Here is a 20,161-nt window from a genome sequence, read left to right on the forward strand (position 1 = left end):
AGGAGTGTACCTATGATTATTCGGTTGGGCTATGTATCCACCGCCATCAGCCTGTGGGATGCATCTCCCTCCAAGGCACTTACATTTGCCCGTTACAATCAGCTGTCAAAGGAAGAACGGCATGAAAAACTGCTTTCCGTCACCTACCAGAACCTTGTAAACACAGAAAGAATGATTCACTACAATATCGCCCATGATATTCCCTTGTATCGTTTTTCCAGCTCGATTGCGCCTCTGGCTACGCATCCTGAGGTTAAATGGGATTATGTCACTCCGTTTCGGGACAAATGGCTGGAAATTGGCGCCTTGGTGAAAAAGCATGGGATTCGTACAAGTTTTCATCCGAATCAATTCACGCTGTTCACTTCCCCGAGGGATGAAGTGACTGCTAATGCAATTATCGATATGGAATACCATTATGGAATGCTGGAAGCAATGGGACTGGAAAAGGAAGCACTTATCAATATCCATATTGGCGGGGCTTACGGAAACAAAGAAGAAACGATACTGCGCTTCCATGAAAACTTCGCCAGACTCCCAGAGCATATTAAAAAAATCACTACGCTTGAAAATGATGATAAAACCTACAATGCAGAAGAAACACTAGCAGCATGCATAAAAGAAGACGTCCCATTCATGTTCGATTATCATCACCATATGGCGAATCTTTGTGAAGGCTCACTGGAAAAATTGCTTCCCTCCGGCTTTGCCACCTGGGAACGGATTGGTTTGAAGCCTAAGATTCATATCTCCTCCCCTAAATCTGAAAAAGCATATCGTTCACATGCGGATTACGTAGACTCTGAATTCATCCTGCCATTGATTGATATACTGCGGAGCATCGGCCAGGATGTCGATTTCATGATCGAAGCAAAGGAGAAAGACAAAGCAGCACTCAAGCTCGTCGAGAATTTGGCTAAAATTCGAGGTGTAAAACGGATTGGCGGGGCAGTTTTGGAGTGGAAATAAGATGAAGGCTGCTGGGTCATCCAGCAGCCTTCATTAATACATATTCAAAACAAACCGGTAATTTTCGATTACTTCCTCTTGAATCCTGGTCTGCTGGGTTCCAAGTTCCTTCTGCATCATTGCTAAAGTGTCTTTACCAATAGCTGAAGTAGAAGGAGCAGCTTTCAATTTTTCAAGCAGTTGTATGCGATAGAATGTTGGCGGGTGAGTCGAATCCAATTTAGATGTCTCAAGTTGTGCAAGACGGGAGAGCCGCTCTTTCTCACGCTCTGGCATTATTTTGATTTGTTCATGAACAGCATCAAATAAATTGAGTGAGTTTTTCCTTACTGCCAACTCCCTTACCTTTAAATAAAAGGTATCAGCGTATTGAAACTTTTCCATCGACGAAATTAAATATTTATAGCCGACTGCTTTAGCAGCCCTTTCATCGGCTAAATACTCACCCCTTTGGGAATCGTCAAACAGCAGGTGTACCAGTAATAAGAAGACAGAGTATGGGATTAGTGCCAGAAATGCCATGAAATAGTATACAGGTATTTCGAAGAACCCCATGCTGTCATATTCATCGATTGGCACAGGATTTAGAAGCTCATGCCATGTCTGCAGCGTATATACGGCAGTACCGATATAAAAAGATCTTGTCAAATCCCCATTGGATATATGGCCAAATTCATGTGCGAGAATCGCCAGCTGCTCTTCTGGTTCCATTAAAGAAAATAACGGTAACCCTATCTTGATGATTCTCCTTCTTCTCCAGCCAATTTGCGCCACTGATGCATTGAATTCATCGTCAATAATGATTCCATCAATTCTTTTTACCTGCATAGCATCAGCTAATTGGTCAACAGCCTCGAATAAAAACGGAAAATCCTGACGTGATATCAAATGCTCCCCTTTGTCCAGTTTAGGCACCCTTGGCCTGGCCAGCCAGGCCATACCTAAGAGAATTAGCCCTTCAGCCATTAAAATGAAACTATTAATATGAAAAATAAGCAAATAAAGGCCAAGTAAAAATAAACTGATGCTAATTAAGTGCACAATAGTGGCTACCATGAAAGCTAAGCTTTTGGAGAAAGAAATCCCCTGACGTAATTTTTTATGGGAAACCAGGTCTTGAAAAACTCTTTGACCACGTTTATTTCCCAGTTTTTCATATAAAGCATTTAATTTTGAGTCCGTCATTTCTGAAGGTGAGTGGTCCATATTATATCCACAATCGCACCATGAAACATACCCTTTATTAAACGGAATAGCTGAACTGCAGTCAGGACAGACTTGTCCTATTGCGTAGTTGATTTGCTCCATTTCTATAGTGCTCCCCCAAATTAACAGATTATATTGAATATATTAAGTTATATACCTTTATTTTGGGAATACATAAATTCAAATTTTTTACAATTCCATTTAAAAAGACCCAGCCATCTTTGGCTGGGTCTCAATAATTTACATCTTCTCCGGAGCAGATACTCCAATTATTTCAAGTGCATTCTTCAATGTGATCTGCGCTGTCTTGATCAGCGACAAGCGAGCCACTGTTCTTTCTTTATTTTCGAGATCCAATACTTTCTCAGCGTTGTAGAAGCTGTGGAATACGGATGCCAATTCGAAAATGTAGTTAGAGATTCGGTGCGGCATGCGTTTCTGTGCTGCTTCAGCAACGGCCAGCGGGAATTCGCCAAGCTTTTTCAGCAGGTCGATTTCCTTCTCGGACTGGATGTGCTTGAAGTCTGCCTCAATGTCAAAAATCAAGCCTTGCTCTGCTGCAGAACGCAGGATGCTGTTGATACGGGCATGTGCATACTGTGCGTAGAACACTGGGTTTTCATTGGATTGGGATACGGCCAAATCAAGGTCGAAGTCCATATGAGTGTCCGCGCTTCTCATCGCGAAGAAGTAACGAACTGCATCAAGACCTACTTCATCAATCAGGTCACGCATTGTGACAGCCTTGCCTGTACGCTTGCTCATCTTCATCTTCTCGCCGTTCTTGTACAGATGGACGAGCTGGATGATCTCAACTTCAAGCGCGTCACGTCCATAGCCCAACGCCTCGATTGCTGCCTTCATACGAGGGATGTAACCGTGGTGGTCCGCTCCCCAGATGTTGATCAGCTTTTCAAAACCGCGCTCGAGCTTGTCCTTATGGTAAGCAATATCCGGCAGCAAATACGTATATGAGCCGTCCTGCTTGATCAGCACGCGGTCCTTGTCATCGCCAAGCTCAGACGAACGGAACCATGTCGCGCCATCCTCTTCATAGATATGGCCATTCGAACGCAGCGCATCAAGTGCCACGTCGATCTTACCATTTTGATATAGAGAAGTTTCAGAGTACCAAACGTCGAACTTAACACGGAAGTTCTCAAGGTCCTGCTTTAGCTTTTCCATTTCATATTTCAATCCGTACTCACGGAAAGCATCGAAACGCTCCTGGTCGGGAACATTCACGTACTTATCGCCGAATTCTTCAGCAAGGGTTTTCCCTATCCCAATAATGTCAGCACCATGGTAACCGTCCTCAGGCATCGGCTTGTCCATGCCAAGCGCCTGGAAGTAACGTGCCTCAACAGAAAGAGCCAAATTGTTAATCTGGTTCCCAGCGTCGTTGATGTAATATTCACGGGATACATCGTATCCAGCCTTAGCAAGCACATTGCACAGCGAATCGCCGACAGCCGCGCCGCGCGCATGGCCTAGGTGAAGGTCGCCAGTAGGGTTTGCAGAAACAAACTCGACCTGAATCTTCTGCCCATTTCCTACATTTGATTCGCCATAGTTGTCGCCTGCTTCAAGGATTGCCGGAATTAAGTCCGTCAAATAGCTGTTATCCATGTAAAAGTTGATGAAGCCAGGTCCTGCGATTTCAATTTTCTCAATGGATGCCTTGCTCTTATCAAAATTCTCGATCAGCAGCTCCGCAATCTGGCGAGGTGCCTTCTTCGCAACGCGCGCAAGCTGCATCGCCATATTCGTAGAGTAATCCCCATGCGCTTTTTCCTTAGGCGTTTCTAAAATAACGGCCGGAATTTGTGCCTCCTCAGCTAGACCGGCTTTGAGGATCGCCTGCTTGATTTCTTCCTTCAGCTTCAATTGAACCTGTTCAACTATATTCATTTGCCTTCCTCCTTATAATTGATCGTCAAATGGTATGTACCTGCAGTCGCGCCCTGTATTGCCATATCATACAGCAAGTCCACATGGCCCTCCTGCTTTGTCTCGTTAAAATCAGTATCAAGCCGCTTCGTGAGCGCAGAAGTCTGCAGCAGCCCATATTGGGTCTGATAATTGCCCGAAGTTTTTTTATTCAGCAGAAAATGAAGTCTCATCTTGATCGCGCCGCTGCGCAAAATCAGCACTTCGTCCCCTGATATTTTAACCGTCGTATGGACATCTCCTTCCTCCATTACTTCATCATATTGGAGGTACGAGCTGTTCGCCTTTTTATAGTATCGGCCAAAAGTGGTCAATTCAAAAGTTTCCTTCTCTTTGCCACTGTAAATCGCCGTGTTTACCGTCACCTTGACAGGAATCTGATCAGCGGGTTTACTAGACACCGTTAACACGCCCTTTTCTTGTCCAGCTTCAGCGCTTGTCAGTTTTGACAAAGTCGCCTGTGCTTTTCTATCTTCATTATAACTTTATAAGTATAAATATTCTCCTTTGAAAGTGCAAGAAGCGCAAGGGGGATTGCCTTATGAATCAGTAGGGAAAATTAGGTATACATGTATAGGGTTAGTCCCCCTCTAAAGCGGGTATTGATTATCAAAACCTTTTAAGGAGGGGCATACATGAAAATCGAAGTTAAATGCGAAGTAGAAAACTGCAAATATTGGGCTGAAGGCGATAAATGTGTTGCCGATTCCATCCTTGTAGTAGCGAATTCCGGAAAACAAGCACTAAATGAACGCGAAACCATTTGTGATACATTCGAAAAGATGTAAGTGAAGGAAACTGGATGGCGATTTGCTATCCAGTTTTTGCTTTCTGAATGGAATTCAATGATTTTCGGATGTTTCTTGCTTTATACGCAAAAATCATGATTTATTCGCAAATACCGGTGTTTATTCGCAAAAAACCATCATTTATTCGCAAACTGGAAATTCTTTAAGGTTTTTTCCAGTAAAAAAAGGAGAAGCAAATCTGCTCCTCCTAAAATTCCTCTTATTAGAAAAACAGCATCCCAACTGAAATGACGATACCTGAAACTATCAGCGTCAGCACACAGTATCCCATGATGTCTTTCGCCTTGAGTCCGGCAATCGCCAGTGCAGGCAGTGCCCAGAATGGCTGGATCAGGTTGGTCCACGCATCGCCCCAGGCAACGGCCATCGCTGTTTTCGGAATGGATACTCCAAGGGTCTGGGCTGCTTCAAGCATGACTGGTGCCTGGACCGCCCACTGTCCTCCGCCGGATGGAACGAAGAAGTTGACCAAACCCGCACTCAGGAAGGCGAAGAATGGGAATGTGAACTCATTCGAGATTGATACGAAACCTTCTGACATGACTGCAGCCAGGCCAGATGCCGTCATCATCCCCATGATTCCCGCGTAAAAAGGGAATTGGATGATGATCCCGCTTGCCCCTTTTACCGCGTTCACGACTGCCTCAAGGAAACGCTTTGGCGTGCCATGGAACAGGATGCCGAGGAACAAGAACAGAAAGTTGACGATATCGAGATTCAACTTAAATCCGTTTGTAGCAAAATAGTAAAATAAGAACACAAGGCCAAAAATACCGGTCAGCAATGAAACGATCCGGCTGTTCTCAAGCTTTTCCGCAGGCGTCATTGCTCCCTGCTCGAGGGCGGCAGCCTGTACGTCATTTTCCAGCAATACTGGGTCGACCGTCACTGTTTGATCCTTCGACGGCATCATCAAGCGGTTAACAACAGGCAATACGAGTAGCAAGATTAAGATTATGAAAAGATTGAAGCCGGCAAAAATCGTCTGGTCAGTCGAGATGATGCCAATCAGATCCTGCGAGAAGTGGCCTTCCGTCGCGATTGTCAGTGGAATGGAACCGGAAATACCGCCATGCCAAACGATGAATCCAGCGTAAGCGCTTGCAATTAAAAGCCTGTAATCCACGTCTTTAACCTTCTTAGCTAACTCCTTCGCGAACAGAGCCCCAATGACCAAACCAAAGCCCCAGTTAATTAAGCTGGCAATCATGGAAACGACTGTGACAATAATAATCGCCTGGCCAGGAGACTTCGCAAGCGAGGCAAGTGCTCCCAGACCCTTTTTAAAGATATTGCTGCTCGCGAGCACATGACCTGTAACCAGGACAAGCACCATCTGCATCGAGAATGTCAGCAATCCCCAGAATCCTCCGCCCCAATGCTGGACCATCTGGTACGGACCGCTGTCGGTAAAAATAAGGCCTAATCCAAATACAACAAAAGTTAAGATAATGACAAATAGAAACGGATCAGGCAAATACCGCTGCATGATGCGGTTGAAAAAAGAAACCAACATTTTCATCCTTTTTACCTCCTTTTTATTAGTTACTTACATCATTATTATATTTTCTATATTATTCAGAATATTCCTTCCTACGAAAGTAACCATTAGTAACAGGTCATTAATTTTGCATAAAAAAACGCCCCCTTTTTTCAAGGGAGCGGCACCGAGTTTTATTTTACAAAACCAAGCATCATCTCACGGATGATTTTGCTTGCTGTGTTGGCTGTCATTTCAGATGTATCGTAGATTGGCGCGACTTCTACCAGGTCTGCTCCAACTACATTCACGCCAGAGTTTGCGATGGCATGAATGGAAGCCAATAGTTCCTTTGAAGTGATTCCGCCAGCGTCAACTGTTCCTGTTCCAGGCGCGTGCGCCGGGTCAAGAACATCGATGTCGATCGTCACATAAACCGGACGGCCGGCAAGCTGAGGCAATACTTCCTTCAGAGGCTCAAGGACCTCAAACTTCGAAATATGCATGCCCACTTCCTTCGCCCACTCGAATTCTTCCTTCATACCAGAACGGATTCCAAATGAGTACACGTTTTTCGGTCCGATGTGCTCGGCAATCTTTCGGATTGGCGTTGAGTGCGACAATGGCTCGCCTTCATAGTGTTCACGCAAGTCTGTATGTGCGTCAAAGTGGATGATGGCAAGGTCTTCATATTTTTTCGCGACTGCCTTCATGACCGGCCATGACACCAGGTGCTCGCCGCCCATTCCAAGCGGGAATTTCTCTTCAGCCAGAAGCTTGTCCACGTATTCCTCGATTAAATCAAGGCTTTTCTGGGCATTGCCGAATGGAAGCGGGATATCTCCTGCATCGAAATAGTTAAGATCAGCCATCTCGCGATCAAGATAAGGGCTGTACTCTTCAAGGCCAATCGATACCTCACGGATGCGAGTCGGGCCAAATCGTGAACCCGGACGGTAGCTGACAGTCCAATCCATTGGCATTCCGTAAAGAACCGCTTTACTCTCATTATAATTTGAATGGCTGCCGATAAACACATTGCCTGAATATGCTTCATCAAAACGCATTCCAAACACCTCTTTCAGTTGTTTTTACAAATTTTAAAATTACATTTTTTACTTCCAGAAATGTCCAGCTCCAGCGCCTAGCCCCTCGAGTCACTTCGATCCGCCCAATGAAGTCAAAGAACGACTTCACCGGTCAGCTCTCCAGTGCTTGTCGGGGCTGACCAAGGCGCTTCCGCTTTTCCGCATTAAAATGGCCCCCGGATTTACCGGGAAGCCGAATAAATATTATGCTTAATTATTTTACAAGGTCGCCAACGAATTTAGGCAATACGAAAGCGGCTTTGTGAAGCTCTTTCGTGTAGTACTTCGTTTCGATATCGTGGAAGCGGTCTTCGCTTACTTCAAGCGGGTCATGCTTCTTTGAACCAAGTGTGAATGCCCACATTCCGCTTGGGTATGTTGGGATGTTCGCAATGTAAAGGCGTGTGATCGGGAAGATCTCCTTTACATCCTTCTGTACATTGCGGATAAGGTCAGCCTTGAACCAAGGGTTGTCAGACTGTGCAACGAAAATTCCGTCTTCCTTCAATGCTTTTGAAATTCCAGCGTAGAAGCCTTTTGTGAACAGGTTTACTGCCGGTCCTACTGGTTCTGTAGAGTCAACCATGATGACATCGTACTGGTTGTCGCTTTCCGCGATATGCATGAAGCCGTCGCCAACCTGGACATCAACACGAGGGTCATCAAGCTTGCCTGCGATTTCAGGCAGGTATTTTTTAGAATACTCGATAACCTTTCCATCGATATCAACAAGAGTAGCCTTTTTCACGCTAGGGTGCTTAAGCACTTCACGGATAACGCCTCCATCTCCACCTCCAACAACAAGTACATGCTCAGGATTCGGGTGAGTGAACAACGGAATGTGCGCAACCATCTCGTGGTAAACGAACTCATCTTTAACAGAAGTCATGACCATGTCGTCAAGAAGAAGCATATTGCCCCACTCTTCTGTTTCCACCATATCAAGCTTCTGGAATTCTGTCTGTTCTGTATGTAACGTCTTGTTCACTTTCATAGTAATACCAAAATTCTCAGTTTGTTTTTCTGTAAACCATAGACCCATTAATATCCTTCCTTTCGGCAAAAAAATTTCCGTTATGATGCGGCGAATTTCAGGTTATGGACTGCTAAACTGTCCAATTTTATATTGTGCAAGCATGACGCTTTCATATTATTTTTTATACTTCCCCAACATCACAAATACAAACATCAGAAAAAGTATAGTTGAATCTAGCAAAAATGCAAGCAAAATTTAATTAACTTTGATTCTATGTTTAAAATCTGCTGTTTTTTTTCATACTGATAATATCTATCTTTTTTTAGGAGGAAGCATTATGGAGCTGATGACAGACCAGCGGTTTCGCAAGACGATTAAATATTTGCGTGCTTTGATTTTCTTCGGGCTTGCAGGACTCGCTCTGGCCACTGTACTCTACTTTTCATTGATTGGGTATGCGAAGCTCCAGGGACCGCCTCCGCTGGCCGTACCTCAATCAACCTTGTTTTTCTCGGATGATGGAACGGTGATCGGCGAGAGCCATTCTGGCCAGAAGCGTTATTGGGTGGCGCTCAAGGATATTTCGCCTCATTTGATTAATGCGACGGTTTCTATAGAGGATAAAACCTTTTTTACCCATAATGGGTTTGATTATAAGCGGATTGCCGGTGCCGCGCTTGCTGACATAAAGGCGATGGCGAAGGTTCAGGGTGCGAGTACGATAACCCAGCAGTATGCAAGGAATCTTTATCTTGAACATGATAAGACTTGGAAACGGAAAGCGACAGAAGCGCTTTACACTTTGCGCCTTGAGATGAATTATTCCAAGGATGAGATCCTCGAAGGCTATCTAAATACGATTTATTATGGCAATGGTGCATACGGTATCCAGGCAGCAAGCCGTTATTATTTTGGCAAGGACGCGAAGGAATTATCCCTGGCGGAAGCTTCCATGCTGGCCGGAATTCCTAAAGGACCTAGCATTTACTCACCTTTCGCCTCTATGGAAAAAGCAAAGCAGCGTCAGCGCACCATTTTAAGCACGATGAAGACAAACGGCTATATCACTGAACTTGCCGCACAAAAAGCGAGCATTGAAAAACTGAAGCTTGTCGGAGAGCATCAGCATTCTCGGGTTGGTGCTGCTCCGTACTTCCAGGACGCTGTCCAGAATGCACTTAAGAACTCATTGAATTTCGATGACCGCACCATTTCGCTCGGCGGATTAAGGGTTTATACAACCCTCGATCTTGATCACCAGGAAATTGCCGAAAAATCAATCAGCAAAATGATTGCATCCGATTCGGAAATCCAGGCAGGCTTTGTGGCGATGAATCCAAAGAATGGACATGTGGTGGCGCTTGTCGGTGGCAGGAATTATGAGGAAAGCCCGTTCAACCGTGCTGTGCAGGCTGTCAGGCAGCCAGGTTCGACAATGAAACCGATCCTGTATTATGCGGCACTCGAGAATGGCTTCACTCCATCGTCCACCATGAAAAGCCAGCTGACAACTTTCATGTTCGATGATGGACGTTCAGAGTATACACCGCATAATTTTAACAATAAGTATGCGGAAGATGACATTACGATGGCGCAGGCCTTGGCGTTGTCGGATAATGTATACGCTGTGAAAACCCATCTGTTCCTTGGGGAGGAAACGCTCGTTGAAACGGCAAAACGATTTGGCATTAAATCGGATATGGACAAGGTTCCATCGCTAGCCCTTGGCACATCCGGTGTCAGAGTGATTGATATGGCCAATGCTTACAGTATTTTGGCGAATGGCGGAAAAAAAGTAGATCCCGTGCTGATTAAGAGGGTCGAAAACCATAAGGGTGAAGTGATTTACGAGCATAAAGCTGAAAAAGAAGAAGTATTGAAGCCAGAACTCGCCTCGGTGATGACCCATATGCTGACAGGCATTTTTGATAAAAAACTCAATGGCTATTCTTCTGTTACTGGGAGCACGCTGATTAAAAAAATGACAAGACCGTATGCGGCTAAGTCTGGAACGACCGAAACGGACAGCTGGATGATCGGCTATACTCCTCAGCTCGTTTCCGCCGTTTGGACAGGATACGATAAAGGCAAGCCCATTGAACTGACTGTAGAGAAATCTTATGCGAAGAATATCTGGCTCGATTTTATGGAAAAAGCACTTGATAATGAGCCTGCGAAAAAATTCAAGGCAGCAAAAGGGACTGTTGCCGTCTATGTTGACCCTGCCAATGGCAAGCTCGCTGCTGACGGATGTCCGGTAAAAAGGCTGACCTTGTTCGCTGCAGGTACAGAGCCTACTGAATACTGCACAGATCATTTGGATCATGAAGAGCATAAGGAAGAACAGCCTAAGAACGAAAAGGAAAAGAAGCCTTGGTACAAGCGGATTTTCGGGTTGTAGAGCACCGTCTATAACATACTCTGTCAACAACAATTATCTCACTATAGCAAGAAAAGCGTAAGCGCCTTGGTCAGCCCCGACAAGCGCTGGAGGGCCGAACAGTGAAGTCGTTCTTTGACTTCATTGAGCGGACCGATATCGAAAAGTATAGCCGACTGCCCAGAAACGCAGAAACTGGAGGCTCCGACAAAGAAGCGCTTTTTGCTTCTGCCGGCGGAGCTGAAGTTTCGGAGTTTCTAGGAGGCGACACTAGACAAGCGTCTCGAGGGGCTAGGCGCTGAAGCTGGCCATTTCTCGAAGTGAAAAATTAAATTTACATTATAAAAAGAAAAACCCCGGAAGCAAGCCTCCGGGGTTTTTCTCGTCCTAGCATAAAATGTGTTTTACGCTGATATCAGTTTACTTTTTTTATTCGATTTGAGCAAGCCAGATATTGTCACTTGCTGTTAAATGTCACAATTTAGACAAATTATTAGGAGAATTATCCAAATATATTAATTGGCTAATAAATCGCTTTTCAGCTTGTCTTCAGACCGTTCCCACATTCCCGGGTCATGGTTTTTCAGGAAAACAGCTAGGATCTGTTTTGATTTTTCATCCATATGGTCCACAATGATATGGCGCTTGATAGACTTATCAAGACGGTTCACATGCTCAGGCAGCGATTTGTAGCCGCGGCGGATTTCACGGTTAACGGTCATTTCGCATGCTGTGACACCTGCATAATAAGGACCTTCTTCCTTCCTGTCAATTGTCACCCAGACTACCCAATATAGTTTGGCATCAGGAACTTCATTTCGGTCAGGGAGAAACTTGATCCCTTTCTCAACAGCACTGCGTGCGTGCATCGCACCAACTTCTACAGCTGCCTCACCCGCATCCACGTCAATGATGACCGGCGAAACATTATCAAGTGTGAGAACACCTTTTCCAAAGCCCTTATGGCCGTCCATCGGGTCATTTTTTATAATATTGAAGCCAATATTCTTGCCCTTTTTTTCTTCCATGTTGGAAACCTCCTTAAAATGAATCAGAAAAATAGATTGTATATTCCATCAGTCACAGCCGGAATCAAGTAGTAGAAAATCGGCTGGATTGTATATTGGTCAAGTGGCGTTATGACAAGGATCAAGAAAATAATCGATCCATACGCTTCATACTGGGTCATTTTTGCCCTGATGTCAGCTGGTGCCAGGTCCTCGATGATTCGGTAACCATCGAGCGGCGGGAACGGCAATAGGTTGAAGACGAACAGCATCGCATTCAGTCCGATAAAGATATTCAGGAAGTCCAGGAAAAACTCTGGAACCCCAGGCGCCAATCCAAGCATCACAAATATGTACCAGATGGCGAATGCCAGGAAGACAAGAACAAGATTGCTTACTGGTCCGGCAACCGACACAAGCACTCCGGCAAGCTTTGGATTTTTGAACATGAAGCGATTGACCGGGACCGGTCTCGCCCAGCCGAATCCAGCGATGAAAATCAAAATGGTTCCCAGCGGGTCCAGGTGCTTGATTGGATTCAAAGTTAATCGTCCCTGTCTCTGGGCAGTCGGGTCGCCAAACTTATACGCAACCCAGGCGTGCGCGAATTCATGGACCGCGAAAGCAATCATCAATGCGGCAGCCACATACGGAATTTCCTCTAACGAATAGGGTAAGCTCACATTCCATTCCCCTTTTTTGTCTTTTCTTTGTCCAGCTCCAGCGCCTAGCCCCTCGAGTCGCTTCGGTCCGCCCACTGAAGTCAAAGAACGACTTCACTGGTCGGACCTCCAGCGCTTGTCGGGGCTGACCAAGGCGCTTGCGCTTTTATTAAAGTATAACTCATTCTTGATGTAATGTGAAAAAGACAATCTTCCATTGGACTTGCGAATTTTCGCGAATTATGAAAAACTCAATTTAGATTATATCAACCATTTCAGGGAGGCTAGGCAAATGCCATACGTAACAGTAAAAATGCTTGAAGGACGCACAGAGGATCAAAAGAAAGCATTGGTTGAAAAAGTAACAGACGCTGTCAGCGAGACAACTGGCGCACCTAAAGAAAAAGTCGTCGTTTTCATCGAGGAAATGACGAAGAACCACTATGGTGTTGCAGGCAAGAGGTTGAGTGACGAATAGGATGGACTAAAAGCTCAGACGATTCTGGGCTTTTTTCTTTTATGTGACAAGTATACTTGTACCTTACCTTTTCAGGGCACATGTTTCCCTTTCTTGTGACCGTGAACCGCGGTTTCTTCTTTTCAAAGGCACATGTTTTCGTTTCTTGTGACCGTAAAACGCGGTTTCTTCTTTTCACAGGCACATGTTTCCCTTTCTTGTGACCGTGAACCGCGGTTTCTTCTTTCCACGGGCACATAATGTATACTGCCTAACTAACCCTTCTTCAACTAAACAAAAAACCGAGCACAAAACCCAAAATAGGTTTTATACTCGATTCATGGTCCAAATATCCTTATGCCAACAATTGCTTTGACTTATTTTTCAAGCTCGCAATATACGCGTAAGCTTCGTCGATTTCTTGGTCAGTGTATTTCTGGCTCTTTTTCACGGTCTGGATTTTTTCCCGTACTTCCGCTTCTGGTAAGTTATCAAAATACAAAACAGTGGAAACGAGTTCAAGGAATCTTGCATTCTGGTCGTTGATGTCGGTCAGGCAGTCGCCAAGGCATGGCATCTCGACGCTGTTTTCCCCAAGGAATTCCTGTCCTGCTTCGCTCAATGTGTAGCGGTACTGGTAGTACCCGCCTTTCTTTTCCTTCACTTCGTCCAAGAAGCCCATATTGCAAAGCTCTTCTACCCGCAATGTAAGTTCTTCAGAATATGGTCCGTAAAAATGGAACTGGAAGCGTTCCTGAAAGGGGAATTCCATCTTTTTTGCGATATAGATCATTTTCTGCAGCTTTTTCCTGCCGATGACCTCTCCGGAAACTGAAATGGCATGTATGATTTTAGCGTGGTCTTTTAGCAAAACGCGTCAACTCCTGTATCAAATGGTCCCATTGTCTAAGTTCAGCTCAAGAATCTGTGCAATCTGTTCAATCTCAGGGCGTGCTTTCTCCTTTTCCAGGAAATCAGAAGGATAATATAGTTTATGGTCTGTCCGCCTTTTACCGGAAATGGCGTCGACAATCTCTGACTCGCGCGACAGCTCGCGGATTTCCCCGTTTTTCTTCAGCAGATGGATCGGAAGGCGTTCTTCCTCTTCACCCGGACGGTAAAAATCGTAAGGCAGGTCTGATGATGAATCGACAACCAGGTAATATTCAGGATCCAATCCCGCCTGCTCGAATAACATGGAAAGCTTAGCAAGCTTCTTGTATTCCTTGGCAGGGTCAAACTCGACATATTTAAATAGATTGCGGTTATTGAAGCGACGGCACAAATCGCTCAGGATTTCGTCCTCTTCTTCCTCCCAAATCTGGAAATAGTAGAGGAACACGGCTTCATCCAACTTTAAATAGTCTTCCAATGTCATGCGATCTTCAAAAATTGAATAAAAATGATGCGGTTTATGTTTAAAGGTGTAGTTTTGCTCATGAAGGTGTTTGGCACGGTGCAGGATTTTCGTCAGTATGACCTCTGCACTCCTAGTTACTGGATGGAAATAAACCTGCCAGTACATCTGATAGCGGCTCATTATGTAGTCCTCGACAGCATGCATCCCGCTTTGCTTGATCACAACCTGGTCCTCGCGCGGACGCATCACACGCAAAATCCGTTCCATATCAAAATGTCCGTAGCTGACTCCTGTAAAATAGGCATCCCTTTGCAGGTAATCCATCCGGTCAGCATCAATCTGGCTTGAAATCAGGCTGATGACAAGCTTGTTTTCATATGTTTTTTCAATGACCTCAGCAACTTTTTTCGGGAAGTCCGGCGCCACTCTCGACAGCACCTGATTCACTTCTGTATCACCAAGGATGATTTCCCTTGTAAAATCCTCATGGTCAAGGTCGAACACCTTCTCGAATGAATGCGAGAATGGCCCATGGCCAAGATCATGAAGCAGGGCCGCGCATAATGATAAAAGGCGCTCCCCTTCGTTCCATTCAGGACGGGACGCAAAGGCATTATCCACAATCCGGCGCGTGATTTCATAGACGCCAAGAGAATGGTTGAACCGGCTATGTTCAGCTCCGTGGAAGGTTAGGTATGTCGTGCCGAGCTGCTTGATCCTTCTCAGGCGCTGGAACTCCTTCGTTCCGATCAAATCCCAGATCACCCGGTCACGGACATGGACATACCGGTGTACTGGATCTTTGAAAACTTTTTCTTCAAATAGCTTTTCTTCCGAATATCCCATCGTTCTCCTTCTTCCTGATTAGCTTGTTTTTATTATAGCCTGTTTCGTTCGTCAAATCATCTCGATTTTCTGCATTTTTTTACAAAAATTGCATATACAAATGCTGAAACTCTTCTCATTACCCTTCATTCCTATATTCCCTGAGTTATAAACTAGTTTGCAAGTTTCCCTGGAAAAAAAATCACCTCTAAACGGTTGTTTAAAGGTGAAGTTATATAGGCTTTCAGCGGAAGTCATTATATTAAAGATTAATTACTTAAGTTTCTTTTGGACTTTTTCCAAAAGCTCTTCTTCAGTCAGTGCAGCAACTGGCCGGTTGTTGACGAACGCGAATGTTTTTTTTCTGCCTGGTCCGCAATAAGACTGGCAGGCGATATCGACAGTCGCTTCAGGATCCAGCTGCTTCAGCTTCGGAATCAATGTTTTAAGGTTTACGGCCTGACAATCGTCGCAAACACGGAATTCGTTTGCCATTTAGGACAACCCTTTCTATAAATACTGTCAAGCGCCAGCGCCAGCCTCTCAATTCACAAGCATTCTCCCTGCAAAAATCAAGAAGGCCTGTACGCCTCCGCTTTTCGTTTTAGACTAAAGCGTATTTTACCTCTTATTCAAGATGAATGCAAGCTGTTGAAGAGGTCCATTTGCTTATCTATTTAAATGAAAAACATGTATTTTACGCAAAAAATCTACTATCCTTCCATTTTACGATGTATAAGCTTTCCAATTTCCGGACAAGATTGAACTATAAGTTTCAATAGTTGACCAAAGTAAAAGGGAGTTGAAGTAAATGAAGACACGCCAGGATGCCTGGACGGAAGAAAATGATTTATTGCTAGCTGAAACCGTGCTGCGACATGTAAGAGAAGGCAGTACACAATTGAACGCATTTGAAGAGGTGGGCGACAAGCTTGACCGCACTTCAGCCGCCTGCGGATTCCGCTGGAACGCAGTCGTGAGGCATAACTATGAAAAAGCTTTGCAGCTCGCGAAAAAGCAGAGAAAACAGAGACAGAGAATCCTAGGAAAGGATCAAGGCGGCAAGAAGAAACTGCTTTACAATCCTCCGGTGCCTACACTGGATGAAAGTTTGACAGGTTCGCTGCCAGCGGTGGAGCAGGAAGAATCTCAACCAACCTTCGACCTGTCAATGCTTGAACAGGACGACAAGGAAATTGACGCAGCACTTATGGCTGAAATGCAAGATTTAATGAACAAGAAGCAGGAACAAAAGGATTACTCTACTGAGGCAGCTGCTGAAATGGCTGAAATGCCTGCCCAGGAGACGAAAACAACTGTAACCCAGACGACACATACACAACCGGTCCGCCACACTGTCCCGCCAACCGGCATGACAATGGGACATGTGATTGCTTACCTGCAAAGCCTAAGTGGCTCATCGCTTCAGGTAGATATTTATAAGAGTGAGAATGAAAGATTGAAGCGTGAAATCAATAGTTTAAGGAAACATAACGAAGAACTTCAGGGAAAAATAAGCAGGCTTGAAGAAAATACGAACACGATGCAAGAAGACTACGAAACACTTATGAAAATCATGAACCGTGCGCGAAAGCTCACCCTGTTTGAAGAAGAGGAACGTTCGGCAACAAAGTTCAAGATGGACCGGAATGGCAATCTCGAAAAAGTAGCGGAATAGAAATCTAGTTGCTAAATAGATAGATGGTAGATGGAGAAGAAGTTATGGCAACAGCCCCCTCTTAAGCTCTTATGAGACTTTTAAATTAGGAACTTGTAAATTTCAATTGTGAAAGGTCTCAAAAGAGCCTAAAATAAGCCGGAAAACATTGGTTTTCCGGCTTTTATATTTTATTATGAATTGGGCTAGCTACTCCTTTGGCTCAAGGAATTTCTCATTCCGCTCAATGACCCGGTTGTAGTAGTGATCAAACAGTTCAATCTCATGGCCATCCAGGTAGCCTGATACCAGCTCATCGCTGTTGGCGTTCAGGAATTTCAAAAACCTCAGCATCACATCCTGAATCGTCATTTCGACACCAAATAGTTCGGAAAGCGAGGCCATGACTTCTGGCTGGACATCCGGATAGATGAATTTTGTCTGTTCACCTTTTTTAGAAGTGGCATAAAACTCACGGATCAATTCCGCTCTCTGACTTCCACTCCCAGTCACACAAAGATAGATTTGCACGGCGACCCCTTTTTTCAGGCGGCGCTGCGAGATTCCGGCAAATTTTTTCCCGTCAATGCTTAAATCATAGCTTCCCGGACAATAGGAAGCAGAAATCTCCCTTGCCTCTATATCTTTATTAAAATCAGCAAACATTTCCTTAATCAATAGCCACATAGCATCATAGCCGCGGTTGATATCGATCCCTTTTTCCTTCTCAGGCAAGATGAGAGATAAATTCAGGACCCCTTCATCGAGCACAACTGCAAGTCCCCCAGAGTTGCGGACAATATACTGATAGCCCTGCTCTTCGAGATAAGCCAGTCCTTCCTGGAGATGCGGGAGACGTGTATCCTGGATACCGAGGACGACCGTGTCATGGTGAACCCATGCTCTTGCGGTAGCCGGGGACTGGCCTTTGCCGACCGATTCGCATAATGTATCATCAGTGCCGAATGATTGAAGAGCATGAAAGTGTGCACCGAGCACCGACTGGTCGATCAATCTCCATTTATCCTGACGCAATAAATTGAGCGCCTCATCCATCGTGATTTCCTCTTTTCTTTCTGTAGCTTTATCGTTGATATTATAGCATATGGGGGAGAATCGGCTTAATTTGTATTCATAAAAAAAGCCGATCGAAAAATCCGACCGGCTTGAATGATGTATTTTACTTGCTAAGTGCCTGAGCTGCTGTAATCAACGCCAGCTTGTACACATCTTCCTCGCTGCAGCCGCGGGACAGGTCGTTTACCGGGCGGTTCAAGCCTTGTAAAATTGGGCCAACTGCTTCAAATCCGCCTAAGCGCTGAGCAATTTTATAGCCGATATTGCCTGCCTCAAGGCTAGGGAATACGAATACATTCGCATTGCCCATGATCACTGAATCCGGAGCTTTCTTTTCAGCAACAGATGGAACGAAGGCTGCGTCGAATTGGAACTCTCCGTCAACGATCAATAGTGGATCACGAAGTTTTGCTTCTTCGACTGCTTTTGATACTCTTTCCGTCTCAGGAGACACAGCTGAACCTTTTGTAGAAAAGCTTAGCATAGCCACGCGCGGCTCGACGTCGAACATTCTTGCTGTCTTTGCACTTTCCACCGCGATTTCGGCAAGGTCCTGGCTGTCTGGCGCGATGTTGATCGCACAGTCAGCGAAGACATACTTCTCATCTTCACGCACCATAATGAAGACTCCAGAAGTCTTGCGCACGCCTTCCTTCGTCTTGATGATCTGCAATGCAGGTCTTACCGTATCCGCAGTGGAGTGAGCTGCGCCGCTTACAAGCCCATCTGCTTTGTTTGAGTACACAAGCATTGTTCCGAAGTAATTTTCATCAAGCAAAATTTTGCGCGCTTGCTCTTCAGTCGCTTTTCCTTTACGTCTTTCAACAAATGCAGCGACAAGCTCATCCATCATCGCGAAATTTACAGGGTCGTAGATTTCAACCGCTTCAAGCGATACATCCATATCGGCTGCTTTCGCCTGAATCTGTTCAATGTTACCCACTAAAATAGGTGTTAATACACCGTCTGCAGCCAGTCTGCCAGCCGCTGCTAAAATCCGTTCGTCGAGGCCTTCCGGAAACACGATCCGTAAATTTTGTCCGCTTAATTTGGCTTTTAAGCCTTCAAATAAATCACTCATGCTGACTCCTCCTTTTATCTATACCTCTAGCATACTTTACCAACCTTAAAATTCAAGAATGTTATCGTTTACAACCTTGAAGTCTTTTTATTGTAAATTTTCAAGCATGTTATCCTGCCCCTTTTACTATTTGCAATCTTTAACAAAATATCCTTTTTCCCCACAGTATAAACAATCAGGGTTTTATAAGCATGATGAATGGAGAAACTATGATATGATATTGGTATATTGATGATTTTTAGGAGTGATATAAAATGACTGAAGCAGCACAAACTTTAGATGGCTGGTATGCCCTTCATGATTTCCGCACTGTAGATTGGACAACCTGGAAGATGCTACCGGCAGAAGAGCGCCAGGAGATCATCCAGGAATTCCTTGGTCTTGTTGAAAAATGGAACAAGACACAGGCAGAAAAGCAAGGAAGCCATGCACTATATACAATCGTTGGCCAAAAAGCTGATTTCATGATGATGATCCTGCGCCCAACAATGGAAGAACTGAATGAAATCGAGACAGAATTCAATAAGTCAAAGCTTGCTGAATACACAATCCCTGCTCATTCTTATGTCTCTGTTGTCGAGCTGAGCAACTACCTGCCAGCTGGTGAAGATCCATACCAGAATCCACAAATCCTTGCACGCCTTTATCCTGAGCTTCCAAAGGCTAAGTACGTTTGCTTCTATCCAATGGACAAGCGCCGCCAGGGTGAAGACAACTGGTACATGCTTCCGATGGAAGACCGCCGCAACATGATGCGCAGCCATGGAATGATCGGCCGCCAATATGCTGGCAAGGTCAAGCAAATCATCACAGGCTCTGTAGGCTTCGACGACTACGAGTGGGGCGTAACCCTGTTCGCAGACGATGTCCTTCAATTCAAGAAGCTAGTATATGAAATGCGCTTTGACGAAGTCAGCGCCCGCTATGGCGAATTCGGTTCATTCTTCGTAGGAAACCTGCTTGAAGAAGACCGCGTATCCTCATTCTTGAACGTATAATAATTGAAATCCCCAGGCATTTGCCTGGGGATTTTTTTGTTTTATGGCAATGAAATTACCTATTGAAAAGAGTTATGTATTAAAATGTTCGAGTCATAAAATCAAGCTTTTCTCATATGTATTGAATAGTGAGGATTCATTTTACTTGTACTCCCAACCTGTAAAGCTCAATTTCACCA

Annotated in this window: 21 protein-coding genes; 7 read left to right on the plus strand and 14 right to left on the minus strand. The window is 44.8% G+C overall.

What is annotated here, in order from left to right; translation table 11 throughout:
* Positions 1-12: 12 nt before the first annotated feature.
* Positions 13-969, plus strand: a complete 957-nt coding sequence (gene uvsE, locus CD004_RS21430) for a UV DNA damage repair endonuclease UvsE (RefSeq protein WP_102264616.1) — start codon at positions 13-15, stop codon at positions 967-969.
* Between the two features lie 33 nt (positions 970-1,002).
* Here the strand turns inward: uvsE and CD004_RS21435 are convergent, their stop codons facing one another.
* The 3 genes from CD004_RS21435 to CD004_RS21445 form a co-directional block, all read right to left on the minus strand.
* Positions 1,003-2,277: a M48 family metallopeptidase gene (locus CD004_RS21435; RefSeq protein WP_102264617.1), complete on the minus strand. Its 1,275-nt coding sequence runs from the start codon at positions 2,275-2,277 to the stop codon at positions 1,003-1,005.
* Between the two features lie 138 nt (positions 2,278-2,415).
* Positions 2,416-4,086: an arginine--tRNA ligase gene (gene argS / locus CD004_RS21440; RefSeq protein ID WP_102264618.1), complete on the minus strand. Its 1,671-nt coding sequence runs from the start codon at positions 4,084-4,086 to the stop codon at positions 2,416-2,418.
* Positions 4,083-4,526 (minus strand): YwiB family protein, encoded by a 444-nt coding sequence (locus tag CD004_RS21445; protein ID WP_102265200.1) that lies wholly within the window; start codon positions 4,524-4,526, stop codon positions 4,083-4,085. Before CD004_RS21445 ends, argS begins: the two co-directional genes overlap by 4 nt.
* 234 nt (positions 4,527-4,760) lie before the next feature.
* Here CD004_RS21445 and CD004_RS21450 point away from each other — a divergent pair, with 234 nt between their 5' ends.
* The gene (locus CD004_RS21450; protein WP_102264619.1) at positions 4,761-4,913 is read left to right on the plus strand and encodes a DUF1540 domain-containing protein; all 153 of its coding nucleotides are present in this window, start codon (positions 4,761-4,763) and stop codon (positions 4,911-4,913) included.
* A 223-nt stretch (positions 4,914-5,136) separates the two neighbouring features.
* Here CD004_RS21450 and CD004_RS21455 read toward each other — a convergent pair whose 3' ends face one another.
* The 4 genes from CD004_RS21455 to speE form a co-directional block, all read right to left on the minus strand.
* The gene (locus tag CD004_RS21455; RefSeq protein WP_102264620.1) at positions 5,137-6,456 is read right to left on the minus strand and encodes a short-chain fatty acid transporter; all 1,320 of its coding nucleotides are present in this window, start codon (positions 6,454-6,456) and stop codon (positions 5,137-5,139) included.
* A gap of 152 nt (positions 6,457-6,608) precedes the next feature.
* Entirely contained in the window at positions 6,609-7,481 is an 873-nt protein-coding gene (gene speB, locus CD004_RS21460; protein WP_102264621.1) for an agmatinase, read from the minus strand.
* Positions 7,471-7,611 (minus strand): hypothetical protein, encoded by a 141-nt coding sequence (locus tag CD004_RS23950; protein ID WP_158651620.1) that lies wholly within the window; start codon positions 7,609-7,611, stop codon positions 7,471-7,473. Before CD004_RS23950 ends, speB begins: the two co-directional genes overlap by 11 nt.
* A gap of 105 nt (positions 7,612-7,716) precedes the next feature.
* Complete coding sequence (gene speE / locus CD004_RS21465) at positions 7,717-8,544, minus strand: spermidine synthase (protein WP_102264622.1); 828 nt, start codon at positions 8,542-8,544, stop codon at positions 7,717-7,719.
* Positions 8,545-8,815: 271 nt separating this feature from the next.
* Between speE and CD004_RS21470 the strand changes: the two genes are divergently transcribed.
* Complete coding sequence (locus tag CD004_RS21470) at positions 8,816-10,879, plus strand: transglycosylase domain-containing protein (protein ID WP_102264623.1); 2,064 nt, start codon at positions 8,816-8,818, stop codon at positions 10,877-10,879.
* A gap of 101 nt (positions 10,880-10,980) precedes the next feature.
* The gene (locus CD004_RS21475; RefSeq protein WP_102264624.1) at positions 10,981-11,160 is read left to right on the plus strand and encodes a hypothetical protein; all 180 of its coding nucleotides are present in this window, start codon (positions 10,981-10,983) and stop codon (positions 11,158-11,160) included.
* Positions 11,161-11,373: 213 nt separating this feature from the next.
* On the opposite strand, the gene CD004_RS21480 is transcribed toward CD004_RS21475, so the two are convergent.
* Positions 11,374-11,886: a YwhD family protein gene (locus tag CD004_RS21480; RefSeq protein WP_102264625.1), complete on the minus strand. Its 513-nt coding sequence runs from the start codon at positions 11,884-11,886 to the stop codon at positions 11,374-11,376.
* A 23-nt stretch (positions 11,887-11,909) separates the two neighbouring features.
* Positions 11,910-12,548 (minus strand): site-2 protease family protein, encoded by a 639-nt coding sequence (locus tag CD004_RS21485; RefSeq protein ID WP_324782300.1) that lies wholly within the window; start codon positions 12,546-12,548, stop codon positions 11,910-11,912.
* A gap of 244 nt (positions 12,549-12,792) precedes the next feature.
* Between CD004_RS21485 and CD004_RS21490 the strand changes: the two genes are divergently transcribed.
* Positions 12,793-13,005, plus strand: a complete 213-nt coding sequence (locus CD004_RS21490) for a 2-hydroxymuconate tautomerase (protein WP_267892374.1) — start codon at positions 12,793-12,795, stop codon at positions 13,003-13,005.
* 334 nt (positions 13,006-13,339) lie between these two features.
* On the opposite strand, the gene CD004_RS21495 is transcribed toward CD004_RS21490, so the two are convergent.
* The 3 genes from CD004_RS21495 to CD004_RS21505 form a co-directional block, all read right to left on the minus strand.
* Complete coding sequence (locus CD004_RS21495; protein WP_102264627.1) at positions 13,340-13,855, minus strand: YwgA family protein; 516 nt, start codon at positions 13,853-13,855, stop codon at positions 13,340-13,342.
* 18 nt (positions 13,856-13,873) lie between these two features.
* Complete coding sequence (locus CD004_RS21500) at positions 13,874-15,190, minus strand: HD domain-containing protein (RefSeq protein WP_102264628.1); 1,317 nt, start codon at positions 15,188-15,190, stop codon at positions 13,874-13,876.
* A 252-nt stretch (positions 15,191-15,442) separates the two neighbouring features.
* The gene (locus CD004_RS21505; RefSeq protein ID WP_102264629.1) at positions 15,443-15,664 is read right to left on the minus strand and encodes a YuzB family protein; all 222 of its coding nucleotides are present in this window, start codon (positions 15,662-15,664) and stop codon (positions 15,443-15,445) included.
* A 316-nt stretch (positions 15,665-15,980) separates the two neighbouring features.
* Between CD004_RS21505 and CD004_RS21510 the strand changes: the two genes are divergently transcribed.
* The gene (locus tag CD004_RS21510; RefSeq protein ID WP_102264630.1) at positions 15,981-16,847 is read left to right on the plus strand and encodes an RsfA family transcriptional regulator; all 867 of its coding nucleotides are present in this window, start codon (positions 15,981-15,983) and stop codon (positions 16,845-16,847) included.
* 189 nt (positions 16,848-17,036) lie between these two features.
* On the opposite strand, the gene CD004_RS21515 is transcribed toward CD004_RS21510, so the two are convergent.
* Complete coding sequence (locus CD004_RS21515; protein ID WP_102264631.1) at positions 17,037-17,882, minus strand: octanoyl-[GcvH]:protein N-octanoyltransferase; 846 nt, start codon at positions 17,880-17,882, stop codon at positions 17,037-17,039.
* Positions 17,883-18,006: 124 nt separating this feature from the next.
* Positions 18,007-18,984 carry a phosphate acetyltransferase gene (gene pta / locus CD004_RS21520; RefSeq protein WP_102264632.1) on the minus strand — a complete coding sequence of 326 codons (978 nt, stop codon included), beginning with the start codon at positions 18,982-18,984 and terminating at the stop codon, positions 18,007-18,009.
* Between the two features lie 254 nt (positions 18,985-19,238).
* On the opposite strand from pta, the gene hemQ reads away from it, so the two are divergent.
* Entirely contained in the window at positions 19,239-19,982 is a 744-nt protein-coding gene (gene hemQ, locus CD004_RS21525; protein ID WP_102264633.1) for a hydrogen peroxide-dependent heme synthase, read from the plus strand.
* Positions 19,983-20,161: the final 179 nt, after the last annotated feature.

Origin of the sequence: Mesobacillus jeotgali (genome assembly GCF_002874535.1) — a bacterium.
Taxonomy (GTDB): domain Bacteria; phylum Bacillota; class Bacilli; order Bacillales; family Cytobacillaceae; genus Mesobacillus; species Mesobacillus jeotgali.

Bases quoted from the DNA above. Each gene is read 5' to 3' on its own strand.
- CD004_RS21455 (WP_102264620.1), bottom strand. From the start codon at position 6,456: ATGAAAATGTTGGTTTCTTTTTTCAACCGCATCATGCAGCGGTATTTG.
- CD004_RS21510 (WP_102264630.1), top strand. From the start codon at position 15,981: ATGAAGACACGCCAGGATGCCTGGACGGAAGAAAATGATTTATTGCTA.
- CD004_RS21500 (WP_102264628.1), bottom strand. From the start codon at position 15,190: ATGGGATATTCGGAAGAAAAGCTATTTGAAGAAAAAGTTTTCAAAGAT.
- argS (WP_102264618.1), bottom strand. From the start codon at position 4,086: ATGAATATAGTTGAACAGGTTCAATTGAAGCTGAAGGAAGAAATCAAG.
- CD004_RS21480 (WP_102264625.1), bottom strand. From the start codon at position 11,886: ATGGAAGAAAAAAAGGGCAAGAATATTGGCTTCAATATTATAAAAAAT.
- CD004_RS21505 (WP_102264629.1), bottom strand. From the start codon at position 15,664: ATGGCAAACGAATTCCGTGTTTGCGACGATTGTCAGGCCGTAAACCTT.
- CD004_RS21515 (WP_102264631.1), bottom strand. From the start codon at position 17,882: ATGGATGAGGCGCTCAATTTATTGCGTCAGGATAAATGGAGATTGATC.
- speE (WP_102264622.1), bottom strand. From the start codon at position 8,544: ATGGGTCTATGGTTTACAGAAAAACAAACTGAGAATTTTGGTATTACT.
- hemQ (WP_102264633.1), top strand. From the start codon at position 19,239: ATGACTGAAGCAGCACAAACTTTAGATGGCTGGTATGCCCTTCATGAT.
- speB (WP_102264621.1), bottom strand. From the start codon at position 7,481: ATGCGTTTTGATGAAGCATATTCAGGCAATGTGTTTATCGGCAGCCAT.
- CD004_RS21435 (WP_102264617.1), bottom strand. From the start codon at position 2,277: ATGGAGCAAATCAACTACGCAATAGGACAAGTCTGTCCTGACTGCAGT.
- CD004_RS21470 (WP_102264623.1), top strand. From the start codon at position 8,816: ATGGAGCTGATGACAGACCAGCGGTTTCGCAAGACGATTAAATATTTG.
- CD004_RS21450 (WP_102264619.1), top strand. From the start codon at position 4,761: ATGAAAATCGAAGTTAAATGCGAAGTAGAAAACTGCAAATATTGGGCT.
- uvsE (WP_102264616.1), top strand. From the start codon at position 13: ATGATTATTCGGTTGGGCTATGTATCCACCGCCATCAGCCTGTGGGAT.
- pta (WP_102264632.1), bottom strand. From the start codon at position 18,984: ATGAGTGATTTATTTGAAGGCTTAAAAGCCAAATTAAGCGGACAAAAT.